Below are 18,259 nucleotides of genomic sequence, written 5' to 3' on the forward strand. Positions count from 1 at the left end.
GCCGGCCTGCAACTCCTCAATGGCTGCGGGTGCTGTCCTCGAACTCCTCGACGGTCACCTTCGGAACCTGGTTGTTCTTGCCGAAATAGCTCTTTCTGAGCTTGGCGCGCAGTCTCTCGGCACGGGTGGGTTCGCGTCCCTCCCGGCCCGTTCCGACGGCCTGGGCGACCTCCCCGGGCTCGTACTGCTCATGCGCGGTGAGCATGTGCAGCTGGCTCTGGGACAGCGGCTCGTGGATCTCGACGAATTCACCGTGGGGCAGCCGGGTGATGACACCTGATTCCCGTCCGTGCAGCACCTTGGCCTTGTCACGCCGTTGCAGCCCCAGGCAGATGCGCTTGGTGACGATGAAGGCGACGACGGGGCCGGCGAACAGCGCGAAGCGGACGAACCAGGTGACGTGGTTGATCGACAGATCGAAATGGGTCGCGACGATGTCGTTGCCCCCGCCGATGAGCATCACGATGTAGCCGACGGACCAGGCGACCCCGAGGGCCGTGCGGGTCGGTACATTGCGCGGTCGGTCGAGGATGTGGTGCTCGCGATCGTCGCCGGTGATCCAGGATTCGATGAACGGATATACCGCGATCACGGCGAGGTACAGACCGAACACCACCAGCGGAATGAGGACCCCCAGCGCCAGGGTGTGACCCCAGAAGTCGATCTCCCAGCCGGGCATCGCCCGGACGAGACCCTCGGCGAAGCCCATGTACCAGTCGGGCTGAGCACCCGCCCCCGCCTGATCCGGCCGGTACGGACCGATGGTCCAGATCGGGTTGATGGTCGCGATGGCGGCCAGAATCGCGATGACACCGAAGACCAGGAAGAAGAAGCCTCCCGCTTTGGCGAGGTAGATCGGGAAGAACGGCATGCCCACGATGTTCTGGTTCTTCCGGCCGGCGCCCGCGTACTGCGTGTGCTTGTGGAAGAAGAGCAGGATCAGGTGGCCCACCAGCAGGCCCACCATGATGCCGGGCAGCAGCAGGATGTGAATGGAGTAGAACCTCGACACGATGTCGGTCCCGGGGTACTCACCGCCGAACAGGAACATCGACAGGTACGTGCCGACCAGCGGTACCGCCAGGATCAGACCCTGGGTGAGGCGCACGCCGGTGCCCGAGAGCAGGTCGTCCGGCAGCGAGTAGCCGGTGAAGCCGGTGAACATCCCGAGGACGAGCAGCAGGAAACCGAGCAGCCAGTTGATCTCGCGGGGTTTGCGGAACGCGCCGTTGAAGAAGACGCGCATCATGTGCACGAACATGCCGGCGATGAAGATGACCGCGGCCCAGTGGTGGATCTGACGGATGAGCAGACCGCCGCGTACGTCGAAACTGATGGCCAGCGTGGAGGCGTACGCCTCGCTCATCAGGATGCCCTGCATGGGGATGTAGCTGCCGTGGTACTCCACCTCGTTCATCGACGGATGGAAGAACATCGTCAGGTAGATCCCGGTCAGGATGATGACGACGAAGCTGTAGAGGCAGATCTCCCCCAGCATGAAGGACCAGTGGTCGGGAAAGATCTTGCGCATGTTGGCCTTCGCCAGGCCGAAAACACCCACGCGCCCGTCGGCCCAGTCGGCGAGCTTCTCTCCGCGATGTGCACGCCCCCGGCTCGATGGCGCCCCAGTGTCCATATTCCGTCTTCATCCATCCGGTAGGCGTCGCTGCACAAATGCGACATATGCGATCTTCTGGAAACGGAGTATGCCAATCACCGCGGGCGTCCGCCGGGTGACGCACAGGCATTCGCGCACCAATTTCCGCGGACGGCAGCGCCGAGGACGTGGGCGAAGGTGGTCCTGTACGGCCGGTGGGGCCCGCACGACCGCGGCGGCGCGGGCGCACTCCTCACATCGTGCGGGGACGTGCTCGCGGGGTGACCATGAAAGGGCGTCTCCTCATGTACGGACAGGAGGTCCGCCATGCCCCTTCCGCGCGTCCTGGTGGTCGGAGGCGGGTTCGCGGGCGTGGAATGCCTGCACCGTCTGGAGAAGGCCCTGCGCCCCGGAGAAGCGGAACTGGTCCTGGTCTCACCGGATGACTACCAGCTCTATCTGCCGCTTCTGCCGCAGGTGGCCTCGGGGCTGCTGACGCCGCAGTCCGTCGCGGTGTCGCTGCGCCGGCGACTCCGTCGGAGCCGGTACGTCCCCGGTATCGCCGTCGGAGTGGACCCCGCGCAACGGCGCGTGAGCGTCCTGACCGCCGAGGGGCCGCAGCGCGATATGCGCTACGACATCCTGTTGCTCGCCGCAGGCAGCACGACCCGGCTCCTCGGCATCCCCGGCGTGAGCGAGTACGCCCACGGGATGAAGACCCTGGCCCAGGCGGCCTACCTGCGCGACCACGTCATCGGGCAGCTGGACGCCGCGGCGATCGCCACCGACCCCGAGGAGCGGGCCGAACGACTGCGCTTCGTCGTCGTCGGGGGCGGCTATGCCGGCACCGAGACGGCCGCCGCCCTGCAATTGCTCACCCACGCGGCGGTGCAGAGGTTCCCGCGGCTCGATCCCTCGCAGCTCAGCTGGCACCTGGTGGACATCGCGCCGCGGCTCCTCCCGGAGATCGGCGAGCACCTCGGCGACAAGGCGATCCACGCGCTGCGCAAGCGTGGCATCGAGATCTCCCTGGAGACCAGTGTCACCCGGCTGACGCCGCGTTCCGTCGAACTCACGGACGGACGCACCCTGCCCACCAGGACCCTGGTGTGGACAGCGGGAGTCGCCGCGAGTCCGCTCGTGAAGACCGTCGACACGGAACTGATCCGAGGCCGGCTCGCCACCACGCCGCAGATGGACGTACTCGGAGCACCGGGCATCTTCGCCGTCGGGGACGCCGCGGCGGTGCCGGACCTGGCCCGGGGTGAGGGTGCCATCGCGCCACCGACCGCCCAGCACTCGCAGCGCCAGGGCAAGGCTGTGGCCCGGAACATCGTGGCCACGTTGCGCGGTCGCCCCATGAAGCCGTACTACCACCGGGACTTGGGCCTGGTGGTCGACCTCGGTGACAACTACGCGGTCTCACGGCCGCTCGGCATCGAGCTGTCCGGACTGCCGGCACAGGCGGTCGCTCGCGGCTACCACCTGTTCGCGCTGCCCACCCTCACTGCCCGGACCCGCGTAGCGGCGAACTGGGCGCTGAACGCCACCACCGGAGACGATTTCGTCTGCACCGGCTTCCAGCGCGGCCGGCCCGCCACCCTCACCAACTTCGAGCACACCGAGCTGTATCAGGGCGAGAAGTCTGTGACCGCATAGGTCCACCGGCCCCGCACGGTTGCGTGCATCCCGGTGGCGGTAGGCGCCGGCGGGCGGGGCCGCCGGGTGCGGTCCCGCCCATGCGCGTGGTCGTGAGGGTCAGCGCAGGCCGAAGGCCCGGGTGATCGTCTGGGACACCGTGTTGTCGGCATTGTCCCGTCCGGAGACCCGCAGGCTCACGAAGCCGGCCTTCTTCGGGGCCTCGAGGCTCGTCCGCCAGCCGTCACCGTCACGGCGCAGTTCGGACCGGTGCCAGGTCGCCCCGTCGTTGTACGAGATCTCGACGACGGGCCTGCCGATGGCAGCCGTGGTGCCCGGCAGATGCGATGGGGTCACCGTCAGCCCGGCACGCCGGTCCGCTCGGCCCGTCGTGTCGGTGTCCACGCCGTAGTCGAGCTGGATCAGCGGCAGTGACAGGGTCGACTCGGCGCCGGTCGCCGCGGAGGTGAACGTCCACTCGGTCAGCGTGCGTGTCGAGTAGGGGTGTTCCCAGGCACCGCGACTGTTGTCGACCACCAGCCGGTAGGGCCGGCGTTCCGCGGCGAGTGGCGGAGATGTCAGCCGCTCGGCGTTGCCCGAGGCGAGTTCCCGGTCGCCTTGATGGAGCGACACCCGGTTGGCCACGCCGAAGTTCGCGTAGGCGTCTCCGACATGGCCGGCGCCGGAGTCACCCCAGCCCGGCGCGGGCACGTACATCGTGTCGAGGTAGCGAACCGGCTGGAAGGCACCCGGAGCCATCCGGGGTCGCTGGATCGGGCCGAACCAGCTGACCTTGCCCTTCTTCCCGGGGGCGTAGCGCAGAAGGCCGATCGACCGCTGCCCGGTCTCACCGGCGATGCTCGCCGCCTCCACCCAATCGGCATCGGCGGTGACCCAGTCGGTCCGCTCTCCGCGCGCGGGAACGATGAGCTGGTTGCCTGCGGTCCAGCCCTGCCAGGCGTCGTAGCGGTACTCGTTCGCCTTGCCCGGCCGGTGGTTGCGGAAGGAGACGTCCACCCGGGCCAGTTCGTCCGACCGCACACGCCAGGTCGGCTCCGTCGGCACGGCACCGGACCAGTGGTGCACCACGTCGTAGAGGTACTCGGTGGTGGGGTGCGAGGCGACCTTCAGTACGGCTCCCCCGCGCCGCAGCCGGTCGATCAGGTCTGCGCCCTGGTCGGTGTCGAGCGTCGCGACCGTCAGCGGGGCCGGACTCTCGGGGCTGTAGGCGTGCTCGTCCCAGGGCTGAAGGCGGCCGATCCCGTCGTTGGCGACCAGGAGCAGGCTCGCGCCTGCGGCAGCGGCGGCTTCCGCCTGCTCACGTATCGCGACGGTGTCGCTGCGCCGCACCACGACGGCCAGTCCGCGCACGTCGTGCCGGGCCAGCTGCCCGGCAGAACCCTCGCCGGCGAAGACCGCCTTCAGCGTCCTGGTGCCGGCCGGAAGCGGCTTGGCCGCACGCTTCACCAGCGGGTCGACATAGGTCTGTGCCCCGGTGCCCACGGTGAGCGCAGGCTGCTCGAGGCGGAAGCGGGCACCGAACTCGAACGTGCCCTCCGTGACCTTCTTGCCGGTCGGCAGGGCCCAGATGCTGTCGTAGGACGGGTTGGGCAGCATGGACGACGCGAACAGAGTGCGGGCGAAGGCGCGTTCGACATCCAGGCGGGGTGCGACGGCCGTGGTCTGCTTCGGTGCACGCGCGAGGATCCGACGCGCCTTGCGGCCGTCCAGGGTGACGGTACGGTCCTGGTCGAGCTGCACGTCGTTGAAGCCGAGTACCGCCATGCCCAGCGAGTGGGGCCCGTTGGCCCCCCGCACGTCGGCGTGGATCCATCCGCTGTAGCTGCCGACGGGCAGCCGCACCGTGCCGGTGCCGTTCGCGACGTCCATCGTCGTGACGAGGCGCTCGGAGATGACGTGGACCCGGCCGGTCAGCGGCTTGCCCGCCCGGTCCTTGGCGACAACGGTCAGGGTGCGCCGCAGTCCCTCTCTCGCTCCGCCGATCAGGGTGCGGGCACGCACCTTTCCGGTGCTGTCGGTGGCGGTGACCATGCCGCTGACCGGCTGGTCGGCCGGCAGCCGTTCCAGGTCCGCGGTCACGGAGACCGTGGTGTCGCCGTGGGCGGGAACGGTGACCCGGCTCTCCGAGAGGTGGTACATCCCCGCCGGGGTGGTGCCGGCATCGACTGCCAGGTCGAGGGCGACCGGGGCGTCGCCGACGTTGGTGTACGTCACCTTCCGGACGTCGGTCTCTCCCGGCTTCGGAGGCCAGGTGTGGAAACCGGAGTGTGCACTGACGGTCGCGAATACGGTGGCGCGCACCGCCGCGGCGGCGTCGAGCCGGCCGGCGCCCGCCTCGTACGGCGTGTAGGAGGGGGTGGCCTTCGCGCTGCTGACCAGTGCCTCCTTGAGCCGCGCGCCGGTCCAGTCCGGGTGCGCGGCGGCCAGCAGCGCGGCGGCACCGGCGACGTGCGGTGTCGCCATCGATGTACCGGTCATCGTGGTGTAGTGGCCCGAGCCGCCGCGCTTGTAGTGGGTGCGGGCGGCGAGGATGTCCACACCGGGAGCGGTGATCTCGGGCTTCAGGCCGGCGTCGCCGTCACGCGGCCCCTGGCTGGAGAACTCGGCGAGCCGATCCGCGGAGTCGACGGCGCCCACGGTCAGCGCGGAGTCCGCGGCACCGGGGCTGCTGATGGTCCGCGGGCCGCCGTTGCCCGACGCGACGACGAACAGTGCGCCCGTCTCACGGCTGAGCCGGTCGACGGCCGCGCTCATCGGGTCGGTGTGGTCTCCTGCGCCACCGAGGCTCATGTTGATGATCCTGGCCTGCTGGTCCCGGGCGGCCCATTCCATCCCCGCGATGATCCAGGACTCCTGGCCACGGCCCTCGTTGTCGAGGACCTTGCCGATCCCCAGCCGGGCGCCGGGTGCGACTCCCCGCTCCTTGCCTTCGGAGGCGCTTCCGGTGCCGGCGATGGTCGAGGCGACGTGCGTACCGTGACCGTGGTAGTCGAGGAAGTCCTGTTCGTGCGGGACGAAGTTGGAGCCGGCGTCGATCTGTTCGGCAAGGTCGGGGTGCTCGGGGTCGACGCCGGTGTCGAGGACCGCCACCTTGACGGCCTTGCCGGTGTTGCCCTCCTCCCAGACCTGCTGCGCGCCGATCTGCGCGGTCGATTCGGACAGGTCGGCCTTCACCCTGCCGTCCAGCCACACCTGGGCGATGCCGTTCGCGAACGCCGGCTTCGCCGAACGGGCAGACGCCGAGGCCGCGTTGCCGGTGAGGGCGGTCCAGAAGGCCGTGGCCTTGTCGCGGTTCTGCGCGAGGGAGGCGCCCTGCACGCTGTCCAGCCGGCGTACGACGCTCGAGCCCGCAACCTTGGGCAGGGTCCGGGACTTGGCCGTGGCGTCGGTGTACTTCACGATGAGCGGCAGCCGGTCGGCATGCGCGTCGTCGAAGCCGTCGGCGATCAACTGCGTCACGTTGAACAGCCGCTTGTCGAGTTTGCCGGCGCCGATGTACGGCAGGACCGCCTCGGGATAGACGTACGTCGCACCGTCGATGACGGCGCGGTGGTACCCGGTGGTGGCCGGGCCCGCGCCTTCGAAGGACCGGATGACGGTGCCGTCGGCGGCGGTACCGATCGTGACCTTGTCACCCGTGATCAGAGTGACGGTGTGCGTCCGGTCCTTGCCAGCGGGCCGTTGTGCGGCACCGGGGGACGACGCGGCACCGGCCGGGTGCGCGGATACGGCGGTGGCGGCCGGTATGCCCCCGACCGCCAGGGCGGTGACCACGCCGAGCGCGATCAGCCCAGGTCTGGGGAAGGGAACCATGCGCAAGGCGACTCCTCAGAATCTGCGAGGTGGAAGACCTGATCGTCCGGCCGCCTCCGGCCATGCTCAATGGGCCGGCGCCGACGCACTTGTGACATGGCACAGTTGCGACGCGCCCGGTCCCCTTGTGGTCCTGGTGCCGCACGTCACTGGACGCTCCGGGCCGCGACACCGGTCGGCCCGGCCCTGCGTGGACGATCACCCGGGCCGGGACCGTCGGAGCGATTGCCCGGGTCGACAGCGGCTACCAGCTCTGCAACAGCACGCCCCCGACGCGACAACCGGTTCGCCCTGCCGAGGATCCGGTCACCAGCGTCATCCCATGTGCCATGACGCCGAGACCTCCTACAAGCTGCACTCCGCGTGTCCGTCGTGTCGCGTCGGCTTCAAGCAGCATCCGTACCCGCCGCGGGAGCAGTTGTGTCCGAACCGCGCCCGGCCCCTTGTCTGCGCCGGCCATGATGTCGCGCCGCCGCGCAGGCGTGATGTACGTGGATGGTCCGTGGTGGCTGCGGTCCTGAGCGAAGGGCCGCGCTACGAAGGCCGACAGGTCTGCGGATGTGGCAAGGAGCCCAAGTACCGTCCCCGGACGCGCGCCGGCCTGCGAGTACGTCGGATCGTTGCGGCACGGGAGGGGCTTTCCCTGTCCGAAGCACTGGCCCGACCTGATCCCCTCACCCCTGACGCGCGCGCGGCAGACACCGGCACGACCGCTGGAGGCCGCCGCTCGGCCTGATCCCTGGAACCTGCCGGGGCAGCCTCATGGGGACCCGTGCCGGCCACCGCACTCCTCAGGTCTCCTCCTCCATCCGGATGGCCTCCCGCAGGCTCCGGACCGCTTCGCCCGGCTCGCGCTCCTGGATCTCCAGCAGCGCCGCCGCGATGGCATCCAGCTTCCTCTGGATCGCGTGCTCGGCTCGGCGTTCGGAGTTCTTGAGCAGCGCGAGGAGGAGCAGCGTGACGGCGGTCATCGTCTCGCCGGTGAGCATCAGCCATTCGATCGGCAGCTTGATGGCATGGGTGGTGATGACCACGGCCACGAGGACCAGGCAGAAGCCGAAGAACGCCGGGGAACTGGTGAAGTTCGAGGCGTTCTCCGCGAGACGGGAGAACCAGCCCCGGCGGTCGCCGTCCCGGTCGGAGGGGTGCTGGAAGGTCATGCATGCCATCTACCCGGTCACTGGTGAACACACCTGGTCGTCGGCAATCGTTCACCTGGGGAGCGCGGGCCTGCGGCGCCGCCGCACCGCAGGCTTCCCGGTGCGCGGTGCGGAGCCGGGCCCGGGTCAGGCCTCCAGATCGCGCGCCTGGTGAAGCCAGCCGGTGAACAGGTCGGCGTCGATGTCCGCAACCGAGCGGAGCCTGACCTGAGCCATCTGCCGCGATGCCGCCTCCAGCCGGCCGGAAGGGTCCGTCACGGACTGGCCGCGCCACAGGGCGAAGGTCACGTACGAGCCGTACGCCTTGATCAGGGCGACCGGCTGCTGTCCCGGTGCTTCGCCCAGACTCCAGACGGGGTGTCCGTGCCACATGGCGGCATCGACGCCGATGAGGGCCGCATCGATGGTCTTCCGTGCGTGCTCGGCGATGTCGCGCAGCGTCGCGTCGAGGGACTCCACATATGCCTCGACAGTCTCGAACTTCGCCATGGTCTGTGCCTCCGTCAGATGATGATCTCCGGTGTTCGAGAGGCAGACCGACGGCAGTCGCGAAACTCATCGCATGCCGCGGGACGAAGGTGCGCCGCTCATCACGGCGTCCTGGTGCGGTCGGCGCCCGGGGGCACGACGCACAGGCCGCGGCGGCTGACGCCGTAGGAGGTCGTTGCGGACCCGCTCGCCCGCTCGTAGTGTTCGGCCTCGTCGAGGGATCACATGGGGGCGGCACGATCGTGCCGTAGGGGGAGGGCGGCATGACCGGCATGGACCTGGGCGAGGACGAGATCCTCGCCCGCCAACTCGCCGCCGTGGCCTCCTCCGTCGGCGCGGCAGGAGGACTGACGGGGCGCGTCGCCCGCCGGATGAAGAAGAACGTCCACGAGATCGACCTGGTCCTGCCCCTGCCGTTCGCGGAAGCCCTGGGACGAGTCGTCCGGGTCCTGGATCAGGCGGGCCCGAGATTCGACCTCACCGTCCCCGGCACGCAGCTCCGCACGGACGCCCGGACGGTGCGGGTGGTCACGGGTGGCGGGCTCGGCGGCATGAACCCTGTGGTGGTAACGGCCTTGGTCGAAGCACTGCCGGGGGGCGAGGGCTGCGCGGTGAAGATGCGAGCCGCCGCAAAGGAAGGTCTGATCAAGCAGCGTGCCGGAGAGAAGACGGCGAAGCGTCTCGCGGCACTGCTTCTCGGGTGAGCGTCCTGGGAGGGTCGCACGGGGCGGGCACGCCGGCAGGTGTCGGTGACCGGCGGTGACACGTCCTTCCGTGGGCGATACATGACCGGTCACCAGACCGTCGGCGCCCCGCCCGAGTTGCGCTCCCCCGCCTCGGTGCCGATCATGCTGCCAACCCACCGGCTTCACGGTGGTGTACGGCGCGTCCGGCTCTCGCCGTGACACCGACACCGGTGCCGAGAACCGTGGCGCGACCGACCGCGTCCCCTCTCATGCCCGACACCTCCTGCCCCACGGACCACAACGAAAGAGACGCATGCGAAACCGCACCCGAGTGACGGCCCCGGCGGCCGTGCTTCTCGGCACAGCTGCTGCCTCAACCCTCGCCCCGACCGCGCGAGCGCAGGGCTCCCACGGTGGCGGGACGCCCGGTGGCGACAGCCTGGGCGACCCGGTCTACCCCGTACTCGGCAACACCGGATACCGGGTCTCCGACTACCTGCTCGACTTGACCTATCGCGCGGACACCCAGTTGGTCGATGCGTCGGTGACCATCACGGCCCGCGCCACACAGGATCTCTCGCGCTTCTCGCTGGACCTGCTCGGTCCCGTCGTCCAGGACGTATGGCTGGACCACCGCAAGGCAACGTTCGAGCAGGCGGCCGAGAAGCTGGTCGTCACACCCGCTGCCTGCGTACGCAAGCACAGCAAGTTCCTCATACGCGTCGACTATGTCGCCGACCCGCGCAAGATCAAGCCTCCCTACAACGGCTGGGTGCCGACGCCCGACGGGTTCGCCGTCGCCTGTCAGCCCGATCTGGCGCGCACGGTCTTCCCGTGCAACGACCATCCCAGCGACAAGGCGAACTTCGCCTTCAAGGTGACGGTCCCCGAAGGTCTGAAGGGCGTCGCGACCGGTTCGCTCGTCTCCACCAGAACCGTCGACGGCATGACAACGTTTGCCTACCGCTCCCGCGACCCGATAGCCACCGAAGTCGTGCAGGTCACGGTGGGTGACTACCGAATAGTCGAGCGGCAAGGACCGAGCGGCATGCGGCTGCGGGACGTCGTCCCGACCGCTCGCGCCGCCGCCCTCGAACCGGCTCTCGCTCTCACACCGGGTCAACTGACGTGGGTCGAGCAACGCCTGGGCCGATTCCCCTTCGAGGCGTACGGCATCCTGCCGGCCAACACGGACGCGCCCGACGCGTTCGACTTCACCGGTCTGGAGACCCAGACCCTCACCATCTACAAGCCGAACTACCTCCTCCAGGAGGAGAAGCTGATCGGCTCGCACATGATGCACGAACTGGTCCACTCCTGGTTCGGCAACCTGGTGGCACCCGCCACCTGGTCCGATCTGTGGATCAACGAAGGGCATGCCGACTACTACGGTCTGCTCTACCGGTACGAGCGCGGCTGGCCCGACTCACTGGGACTGACCAGCATGGAAGCCCGGATGAAGGACGTCTACTCCCGCGGTGACCAGTGGCGCAAGGACGCCGGCCCCGTCGCGGCACCGACCGCCGCGAACCTCTTCCACAGTCAGCGGTACACGGGCGGCGTGCTCGTCCTCTACGCCCTGTGGACCCTCGTCGGCGACGACACCTTCCGCCGGATCGAGCACAGCTTCCTCCACAAGTACCGCAACTCCAGCGCCTCCACGGCCGATTACATCGCCGTGGCCTCCCAGGTGTCGGGCCAGGACCTGTCCGGCTTCCTCCATGACTGGCTGTACGGCACGAAGACGCCGCGCATGCCCGGCCATCCGGACTGGACGGTGACAGCGCCGACCAACTCGACGGCCTGGAAGGAAGAGATGCGCGCCCCGCACGACCACGCGAGCGCGACTCTCTGAGGCGCCGGGCTTCCGCTCTCCCCCGGCGCGGTGGGCCCGTCGGACAGGACGTCCGACGGGCTCCCCGCGCTGTGGGCGACTGCAATGGTTGCCGGTTGACGCTGCGCCCGGACCTGCAGCACCTGGACGTGACCGGTCGCGTGCGGTCCGGTGCCCGCGTCACGTCTCCCTGCCCAAGACGCCCGAGGCGCAACCCCGTCGCGCCGGAAGCGGGCATGTGACTACCGTGAGCCGCATGAGCACGTGGGGGCGACGCTATCGGTATGTCGGGCCGCCGGATCTGCGGTCACTGGCGGGGCCCGGCCGCGAGGGACGCATTATTCGCTCGGTCGGGGACCTCGACATCTGGGCGGGTGAGCGCTCGGCGGCGGAGCTGGACGAACCGTTCACCTTCGTCGTCGGCCTGGATGGTCTGCTTCGGCTCGCACCCCGACGCAGTGAGCATGTGGTGTGCGCGGGCGGCAATCCCGTCCTGAGCGCCGGCGAGGTCGGATTCCGCCGGGAAGCAGGGCGTTGGACGGTGGGTGACGTCAGCAATCAGTCCACCGGCTACTGCCCGGACATCAGCTCATGGCCCGCCGTCGCCCGAGCGCTGGACCGCGCCGGTCTCGTGGACCGCCCCGGCCACTTCACGCACGATGTGGTGTTCCGTCGGTGTGAACGCTGCCACCAGCTCAACATCGTGCGCGACGACGACTTCGTCTGTGTCTTCTGCGGGGCCGGCCTGCCGGCCATCTGGAACATCGACCCCGATGGTCAGGGCGGTGTGCCGCAACAGCCGTCCGCACCGCCCACGAGCCCGCGGTGATTTCCTGACCTCGCGGCCCGCCCTGTCCGACGCCGGGTCAAAAACCCGGGTCACGAGCGCCGGAGAAGGGCCCTGCGCGACCTTCCGCGGGGCCCTGGATGACGCATCGAGACCCCTCATGGGTGGCGCCTTCTCGTACGGTCAAGAGCCCCTGAGCGAGCCGGAGACGGCATCCATACATGCCATCTGAGCTGGGGTTCTGCTCCCTCGGAGCCTACGATTTCCATCGGAGTAAAGGGGGCCGATGGACCGGGACATCCGTACGACCGAGGACGTACTGAGGCTGCTGGACAGCCTGTTCGCGCCGGACGCCGACCGATGGACCGACGACGCCGGATCGTGGTGGGACGGCTTCTACGCCGACCGCTCCAAGCCGGTGCCATTCTTCGTGGACAAGCCGGACGAGAACCTGGTCGCATACCTCGACCGCGGTCTGATCACTCCGGGGCGCGCCCTCGATCTCGGGTGCGGGCCGGGGCGCAATGCGCTGCACCTTGCCTCGCTCGGCTTCGAGGTGGACGCCGTGGACCTCTCCCCCGCGGCCATCGCCTGGGCCGAGGACCGCGCCCGCGAGGCGGGCGCATGGATCCGCTTCCACCGCGGTGACGCCTTCGCCCTCACCGGCACCGCGCTGAACGGTCCCTACGACCTGATCTACGACTCGGGGTGCTTCCACCATCTGCCACCGCACCGGCGCATCAGCTATCTCGCGCTCCTCGACCAACGCCTGGCCCCCGGCGGACACTTCGCCCTGACCTGTTTCGCGGCCGGTGGGATGGGGTCCGAGCTCGGTGACCAGGAGTTCTACCGCCAGGCCCGTCTCCACGGCGGTCTCGCCTATACACCGGAGTCCCTCCGGTGGGTCTTCTCCGACCTGGAGGAGGTCGAACTGCGCCGGATGCACGACGAACCGGCGCAGTCCCCCTGCTTCGGCGAACCCTTCCTGTGGACGGCGTTGTTCCGCCGGAACGGCCGTCCGTAGCGCGCGACGAGGGCGGCGGGCCCGTCGGGTGTGCCGCCCCCGATGCGTCAGGCCCCTTCGGCCGCTCCGAGCAGAATCTCCGCCAGCTCGTGCGGCTGGGAGAACATCGGCCAGTGGCCGGTGTTCATCTCGACCAGCCGCCACCGCTCACTGGTGAGCAGTTCGACCACGTCGGCGCTCGGCTCGGGACCGTCGAGCAGGCACTTGATGTAGGTCGCCGGAAGCTCACCGAGCGGACGCGTGAGCACCGCGGGCTCGGTCAGCGTGGCGCCGGGGTGCGGTGTGGCGCCGTCCACGAACCGGGCGATCTGTTCGTCCGAGAGCCCTTGGCCTTCGCAGTCGGCCGCGGTCGGCAGGGCCCAGAACCCTCCGTGCTCCGCGATCGATGCCTCGAAAACCGCTTGTCCCTGCCACCAGCTGGAGGCGAAGGATCCGCCGTCGGCCGGGACGTTCGAGTCGACGAAGACCACTCGCCTCAGCCGGTCACCGATGCGCTCGGCCGCCTGACCGACCGGAATCCCCGAGTAACTGTGCCCCACAAGCACCACATCGTGCAGATCCAAACGGTCCACCTCATCGACGATGTCCTGGACATGGGCTTGCTGCCCCGCCCGCACACCCTGCTTGTCGGCGAGTCCGGAGAGCGTCAGCGGGTGGGCGCCGTGCCCCGCCGTACGCAGCTCCGGCACCACGTCGTCCCACGCCCACGATCCGAGCCATGCGCCCGCTACCAGTACGAAGTCAGCCATGGGGCCAACGTAACGCGAGGGTCTGACAACTGCCCCGGCGTGGGTCCTGCCGCGGACCGGCAGTGCCAGGGCTGCCCAGGCGGAGAGCTCAAGTTTTCCTCTGAACCTGTGCCCTCGAGGGTTGGCCGATGCCTCGCTGGACATCACAGCGGAAACGGGAACTTCCGGGCAGGGCAGGGGGCATTGCCATGCGGACTCTCTTTCGGCGACCCGTCACGACGGCGCCGCAGACACTCGATGTGTACGACATCGCCTACCTGGCCGGCGGGCCGCGGCGGGTGGTCGAGGTCGCGCTCGTGGCACTCAGCGAGCGGGGCGCCGTGACCCTTCGGGCAACGCGGGTGCGTGCCGGCGACGAGCAGGCGGGCGGGCACCGGGTCGAGCGGGCACTGCTTGCTCTCTGCCCCCGTGGCAGGAGCACGGCAGCCGTGTTCGCCGCGCTGAAAGGTGCGCCCGAGGTGGAAGAGATCGGTTCGCGACTCGTTGCGTACGGTCTGCTCGCGCGGTCGGGGCGTCGCCCGACCGCGACGGGACGGCGGAGCCTGGAGGAGGCACGTCATGAGGGAGTGCTCCCCCACCATGTGTTCGAAGGGCCCGCCGCTGTACCGGACAGGCGGGTGCGACGGGCGGTCGTGGAGGCGTCGACCGTGCCGTCCGGGCTCGGCAAGCGGCTGGTCCGGATGGGCAGGGCACTGGACGACGGCGGACCGGACTCGGACCACGACACGGGCGGCAGCGCTGCTTCGGGCGGGCACCACTCGTGCGGAGGCGGTGGTGGCGGCAGCGACTGAACTCTCGGCGCCGCGTTGATCCCGGGCCTGGTCGAGCGGGCCAACTCGACGCGTGGCACAGTCTGTTGATCCGTAGGACGACCTCGCCTTCGGCCGCTCGTCCCCGAACCGCTTGTGCACCAACGACGTTTGCCGATCAACGAAGGAGTCTGCTCTCATGACCCTCCCGCCGCCGCGCAGCCTCTCCGAGCGCCAGCACGATGTGCGCACACGATTCGCAGCAGATGTCGACGCCTGGGTGTCGACCGCGGACGGGGACGGCAACCCCTATCTGGTGCCCCTGTCGTTCCTCTGGGACGGCGCCGCCTTCGTCATCTCCACCGTCCGCACCTCCCCGACCAGCCGCAACCTGCTGGCGGGTGGCAAGGTGCGGCTCGCGTTGGGTGGCACACGCGATGTGGTGCTCGTCGAAGGCTCGGCCGTACCGATCGAGGTCGGGGAGGAGGCGGGGACGCCGGGTCGTGATCTCGGTGACGCGTTCGCCGTGAAGACCGGGTTCGACCCCAGGGAACTGGCGACGCCGTACCAGTACTTCCGCATCGAGCCTCTCCAGATACAGGCGTGGCGAGAGGTCAACGAACTGCCCGGCCGGGATGTGATGCAGAAGAGCCACTGGCTGTGACCCGGACCGGGCAGACGACGCGGCCGTCCCGGTCGCCCTACGGATGACCCGCGTCGGGCAGCAGGGACCCCAACGGGCCGAGGTCCAGGTTGAGGTCCGATCGCTTGAGGCCGTGACGCGCGCAGAGATCGTCCATGCGCTCGTCGAGCAGCATCAACGCGGTGCCCATGCGTTCCTCCTGCTCCGGTGTGAGGCTCTGGTCGTCGAAGCGGCGCACGGCCTGGCGCTCCATGAGCTGGCGCAGGAGTTCGACCACGGTGAGGACGAGCGCGGCCAGGTCGCGCGCCGCATGCTCGGGATCGAGGTCGAGCCGCGGTTCCGGCCCCAGTGCCTTCGTCCGGGCGCCCGACGCCCGCTCCGCCGTCACAGGGGACCGCTGTCGGGCCAGGGCGCCGGCACACGGTCGCTGACCGACGAGAGCAGGGCGTGGAGCGAGATGCGGACCAGCGGCACGTCGGCGAGAGCGAGAACGAGGTCGCCGCTCACGACGACACCGGTGGCCAGTACGCGATCGAGGAGGTCGACCAGGGGGACGCCGATGGGGCTGAGCGTCTCCGGGCCTTCCCAGGGGACGGGGTGCGGCTGGTCGGCGTAGCCGACCGTCGGCAGAACTCGGTCCGTCATCGCGCGTTCCCCTCCGATCGCGGCGCGCAAGCGCGTTCGGCCGGCTCCTTCGCCCCCGCGCCCGGCTGCCCCGGCGCGTAGTCCCCGAGTTCGGCAAAGGAGTAGGGGGCCCACGGGCCTGTCACGTCGATCTCGATGCCCGACAGGGCGGGCGTCCCGCGCAGGTCCGCCACCGCCCGTACGAAGGCGGGGTAGGCCTCGTCACCGATGAGGTAGGCGGCGTTGAGCACCTGCGCCTTGTTGCTGCCGGTGAGTTCGGCGCTGTGGAGGCGGTGACGTACGGCGGCCGTGGCATGGCGCCGAACCGCTTCGTCGACCTGTTCGGCCGCGCGGAACGCGGCCTGGCGCTCCTCGTCCGCCTGCCTCTGGCGTCCGCTGACGCGGCTGAGATAGGCGCGGCCGGCTCCCTGACCCGACGCTCCCTGACGCGTGGAGGTCGGCCGGGCTGTCGGTTCGGCGGCTCCCGGTTCGGCGGCGGGCCGCGCGAGGTGGACCTTCACCGCCCACTCGACGTGCCCGGTGAGGCGGTCGAGCAGGGCGCTGAAACGCGGTTCGCCTGCGCGGAGCGCTTCGACGGCTCTGCGGTCGCTGCGGTAGAGGGTCGCGAGAGGGAAGGGAATGACCGGGCCCGACGCGCGGGCCGCCTCGACGGCGGCGTGGTGCTCCCGGGCGCAGCGTTCCAGCTCGGCGCGGTCACCGAGGCGGCGGCGCAGTTCGTCCTCGGAGAAGGCGTCCGCGGGCACACTCTGGACGAGGAGCGCGAGGCGCCCGAGCAGCAGGGTCCGCAGCGGGCCGCCCTCGGCGTGACCGCGAGCGGAGGGGACGTCTCCCGCGGCGGGCCGGCACACCGCGAAGACGTAGGTCGCCTGCCCGGTCTCCGCAGCGGGTCCGTCGGCTCGGAGTCGGGGCGCCGCGGTGGTGCCCGGGCCTGACAGGTCGCTCATCGGCCCGTCCTTCGCAACGCGGGACGCTCGTCCGCGTCGTCGTCCGGTTCCAGTTCCCGCAGTCTCGCCCGCAGTTGCTCGTTCTCCTCGGCCAGCGCGCTCTTGGCCGCTTTGGAGGAGAGCGCGGGGTCCGTCTCCCACCAGTCGATGCCGGCCTTCTTCGCGGTGTCGACGGAGGCGACGAAGAGCCGCAGGCGGATCGTCAGGAGTTCGATGTCCAGCAGATCGATCTTGATGTCTCCCGCGATGACGATGCCCTTGTCGAGCACCCTCTCCAGGAGGTCGGCGAGGTTGGTGGTGGTCGTGCCCTGTTGGACGGACCGCGGGCCCGCGTCCCAGGTCTCCATGCCTGTCGCCATCACGCGCCCCTTCGGTCGGCGGGCGTCGTCATATGTGCGCTGCTCTCGTTCATCGGCGCTCCCGGGCTGTGCTGGGCGGCGGACGGTGGATGACCGAAAGCGAGGGGGTGCGTCGTCGGGTGGGCGGGCCTCATGGGGCGATCGGCCTGACGTCGCTCCAGAAGGTCGAGGAGACGTTCCTCCTCGCGTTCGAATGTCGACTCGTCGATCTCGCCGTCGGTCAGGGCGCGGTTGAGTTCGACGAGTTGCCGGCGAACGGCGTCGGGCGAGTGGAGCTGGCGCTCGGCCTCGTCCGAGACGCACTGCGCCACCCACAGCACCCCGCGTACGGGTGCCAGGGGCAGCAGCAGCACTTCGGTCAGCAGTCCCATCCGTCAGGCCCTCGCCGGGACGGCGGCGTCGGTCACGAAGCTGTAGCAGGGCAGTGGGCCGGTGAGGCTCAGCGCGAGGTGGCCCTGGTGGCGCCGAGCGGCTTCGGTGACCGCCGCGCTGAACTCCGGGACGGCGTCGGCCGGAATCAGGTACGACATGTTGAGGACCGTGTCGCCGGCCAGGTCCGCGCCCGCCGTCCTCTCGGCCAGGGCGCCGAGCCGCACGAGCACGTCCTCGGCCGCCCGCTCCGCCCGCCGCCGCACACCCGCGGCGATGGCCTCACCGAGCTCCACCTTCGTCTGGTAGTCGGGGCTGCGCCGCGCCTTGAGGGCGAGTGCGCGGAGCCGGGTGTCGCTGCGTACGAGATCGTCGAACGAGTCGGGCACCACACTGCCCTTCACGTTCATCTCCGTCCGGCCTTCGAGTGCGGACAGTTGCTCGACGCACTCGTCGTGCCGTGTCATGAGCCCTTCGTGCACGGCGGGTTCGTCGGCAGCGATCACACCGAACCTCATCGGCAGGACCGGCCCGGCGGCTGCCAGCTCGCCCAGGACGTTCTGGTGGGCCATCAGGTCGCGGCGCCGGGCGCGCAGACCGGCGGGCGCGTCGGAGACAGCGGCGGCGAGGTCGCCCGCCGGTACGAGCCGTACAGCCGCTCCGCCCACGCCGTCGGTCACGGGGGACGGCATGCCGTCACGGACGAACGCGTAGACGTAGATGCCGTGCTCCGGTCGGGGGTCGACGGCCAC

Annotated in this window: 18 protein-coding genes; 7 read left to right on the plus strand and 11 right to left on the minus strand. The window is 69.9% G+C overall.

Features of this window, described 5'->3' with window-relative positions; all coding sequences use genetic code 11:
- Nucleotides 1–16: 16 nt before the first annotated feature.
- On the minus strand, nt 17–1,636 hold the full coding sequence (gene qcrB, locus OHA05_RS01320) for a cytochrome bc1 complex cytochrome b subunit (RefSeq protein ID WP_313948309.1): 1,620 nt from the start codon (nt 1,634–1,636) through the stop codon (nt 17–19).
- 288 nt (nt 1,637–1,924) lie between these two features.
- Between qcrB and OHA05_RS01325 the strand changes: the two genes are divergently transcribed.
- Nucleotides 1,925–3,256 (plus strand): NAD(P)/FAD-dependent oxidoreductase, encoded by a 1,332-nt coding sequence (locus tag OHA05_RS01325; RefSeq protein ID WP_313948308.1) that lies wholly within the window; start codon nt 1,925–1,927, stop codon nt 3,254–3,256.
- Nucleotides 3,257–3,355: 99 nt separating this feature from the next.
- Here the strand turns inward: OHA05_RS01325 and OHA05_RS01330 are convergent, their stop codons facing one another.
- The 3 genes from OHA05_RS01330 to OHA05_RS01340 form a co-directional block, all read right to left on the minus strand.
- On the minus strand, nt 3,356–7,069 hold the full coding sequence (locus tag OHA05_RS01330) for a S8 family serine peptidase (protein WP_328859520.1): 3,714 nt from the start codon (nt 7,067–7,069) through the stop codon (nt 3,356–3,358).
- A gap of 791 nt (nt 7,070–7,860) precedes the next feature.
- Nucleotides 7,861–8,229, minus strand: coding sequence for a low affinity iron permease family protein (locus tag OHA05_RS01335; RefSeq protein ID WP_313948306.1), 369 nt, complete (start codon nt 8,227–8,229; stop codon nt 7,861–7,863).
- 126 nt (nt 8,230–8,355) lie between these two features.
- Nucleotides 8,356–8,718, minus strand: a complete 363-nt coding sequence (locus OHA05_RS01340; RefSeq protein ID WP_313948305.1) for a DUF1801 domain-containing protein — start codon at nt 8,716–8,718, stop codon at nt 8,356–8,358.
- Between the two features lie 263 nt (nt 8,719–8,981).
- Between OHA05_RS01340 and OHA05_RS01345 the strand changes: the two genes are divergently transcribed.
- From OHA05_RS01345 to OHA05_RS01360, 4 genes are all read left to right on the plus strand, one after another.
- Nucleotides 8,982–9,422 (plus strand): hypothetical protein, encoded by a 441-nt coding sequence (locus OHA05_RS01345; protein ID WP_328859521.1) that lies wholly within the window; start codon nt 8,982–8,984, stop codon nt 9,420–9,422.
- A 295-nt stretch (nt 9,423–9,717) separates the two neighbouring features.
- Nucleotides 9,718–11,259 carry a M1 family metallopeptidase gene (locus OHA05_RS01350; protein WP_328859522.1) on the plus strand — a complete coding sequence of 514 codons (1,542 nt, stop codon included), beginning with the start codon at nt 9,718–9,720 and terminating at the stop codon, nt 11,257–11,259.
- A gap of 235 nt (nt 11,260–11,494) precedes the next feature.
- A complete protein-coding gene (locus tag OHA05_RS01355) occupies nt 11,495–12,067 on the plus strand; it encodes a hypothetical protein (RefSeq protein WP_328859523.1) in 573 nt (190 codons plus the stop codon).
- A gap of 244 nt (nt 12,068–12,311) precedes the next feature.
- Nucleotides 12,312–13,049: a class I SAM-dependent methyltransferase gene (locus OHA05_RS01360; protein WP_328859524.1), complete on the plus strand. Its 738-nt coding sequence runs from the start codon at nt 12,312–12,314 to the stop codon at nt 13,047–13,049.
- A gap of 47 nt (nt 13,050–13,096) precedes the next feature.
- On the opposite strand, the gene OHA05_RS01365 is transcribed toward OHA05_RS01360, so the two are convergent.
- Complete coding sequence (locus OHA05_RS01365) at nt 13,097–13,798, minus strand: alpha/beta fold hydrolase (protein WP_328859525.1); 702 nt, start codon at nt 13,796–13,798, stop codon at nt 13,097–13,099.
- 188 nt (nt 13,799–13,986) lie between these two features.
- Here OHA05_RS01365 and OHA05_RS01370 point away from each other — a divergent pair, with 188 nt between their 5' ends.
- Both OHA05_RS01370 and OHA05_RS01375 read left to right on the plus strand, forming a co-directional pair.
- Entirely contained in the window at nt 13,987–14,589 is a 603-nt protein-coding gene (locus OHA05_RS01370; RefSeq protein WP_313948301.1) for a TIGR04222 domain-containing membrane protein, read from the plus strand.
- Between the two features lie 157 nt (nt 14,590–14,746).
- Nucleotides 14,747–15,211: a pyridoxamine 5'-phosphate oxidase family protein gene (locus OHA05_RS01375; protein WP_328859526.1), complete on the plus strand. Its 465-nt coding sequence runs from the start codon at nt 14,747–14,749 to the stop codon at nt 15,209–15,211.
- 37 nt (nt 15,212–15,248) lie between these two features.
- Here OHA05_RS01375 and OHA05_RS01380 read toward each other — a convergent pair whose 3' ends face one another.
- From OHA05_RS01380 to OHA05_RS01405, 6 genes are read right to left on the minus strand one after another with little or no spacing between them, the layout of a single operon-like run.
- Nucleotides 15,249–15,578, minus strand: a complete 330-nt coding sequence (locus OHA05_RS01380; protein WP_328859527.1) for a gas vesicle protein K — start codon at nt 15,576–15,578, stop codon at nt 15,249–15,251.
- Nucleotides 15,575–15,835, minus strand: a complete 261-nt coding sequence (locus OHA05_RS01385) for a gas vesicle protein (RefSeq protein ID WP_313948298.1) — start codon at nt 15,833–15,835, stop codon at nt 15,575–15,577. The genes OHA05_RS01380 and OHA05_RS01385 overlap by 4 nt, the downstream gene beginning before the upstream one ends.
- Nucleotides 15,832–16,779, minus strand: coding sequence for a GvpL/GvpF family gas vesicle protein (locus tag OHA05_RS01390; protein WP_328859528.1), 948 nt, complete (start codon nt 16,777–16,779; stop codon nt 15,832–15,834). The genes OHA05_RS01385 and OHA05_RS01390 overlap by 4 nt, the downstream gene beginning before the upstream one ends.
- Nucleotides 16,776–17,126 (minus strand): gas vesicle protein, encoded by a 351-nt coding sequence (locus OHA05_RS01395; protein ID WP_313949127.1) that lies wholly within the window; start codon nt 17,124–17,126, stop codon nt 16,776–16,778. Before OHA05_RS01395 ends, OHA05_RS01390 begins: the two co-directional genes overlap by 4 nt.
- Before the next feature lie 11 nt (nt 17,127–17,137).
- Nucleotides 17,138–17,509: a gas vesicle protein GvpG gene (locus tag OHA05_RS01400; RefSeq protein WP_328859529.1), complete on the minus strand. Its 372-nt coding sequence runs from the start codon at nt 17,507–17,509 to the stop codon at nt 17,138–17,140.
- Nucleotides 17,510–17,512: 3 nt separating this feature from the next.
- Nucleotides 17,513–18,259, minus strand: a complete 747-nt coding sequence (locus tag OHA05_RS01405; RefSeq protein WP_328859530.1) for a GvpL/GvpF family gas vesicle protein — start codon at nt 18,257–18,259, stop codon at nt 17,513–17,515.

Origin of the sequence: Streptomyces sp. NBC_00306 (assembly GCF_036169555.1) — a bacterium.
Taxonomy (GTDB): domain Bacteria; phylum Actinomycetota; class Actinomycetes; order Streptomycetales; family Streptomycetaceae; genus Streptomyces; species Streptomyces achmelvichensis.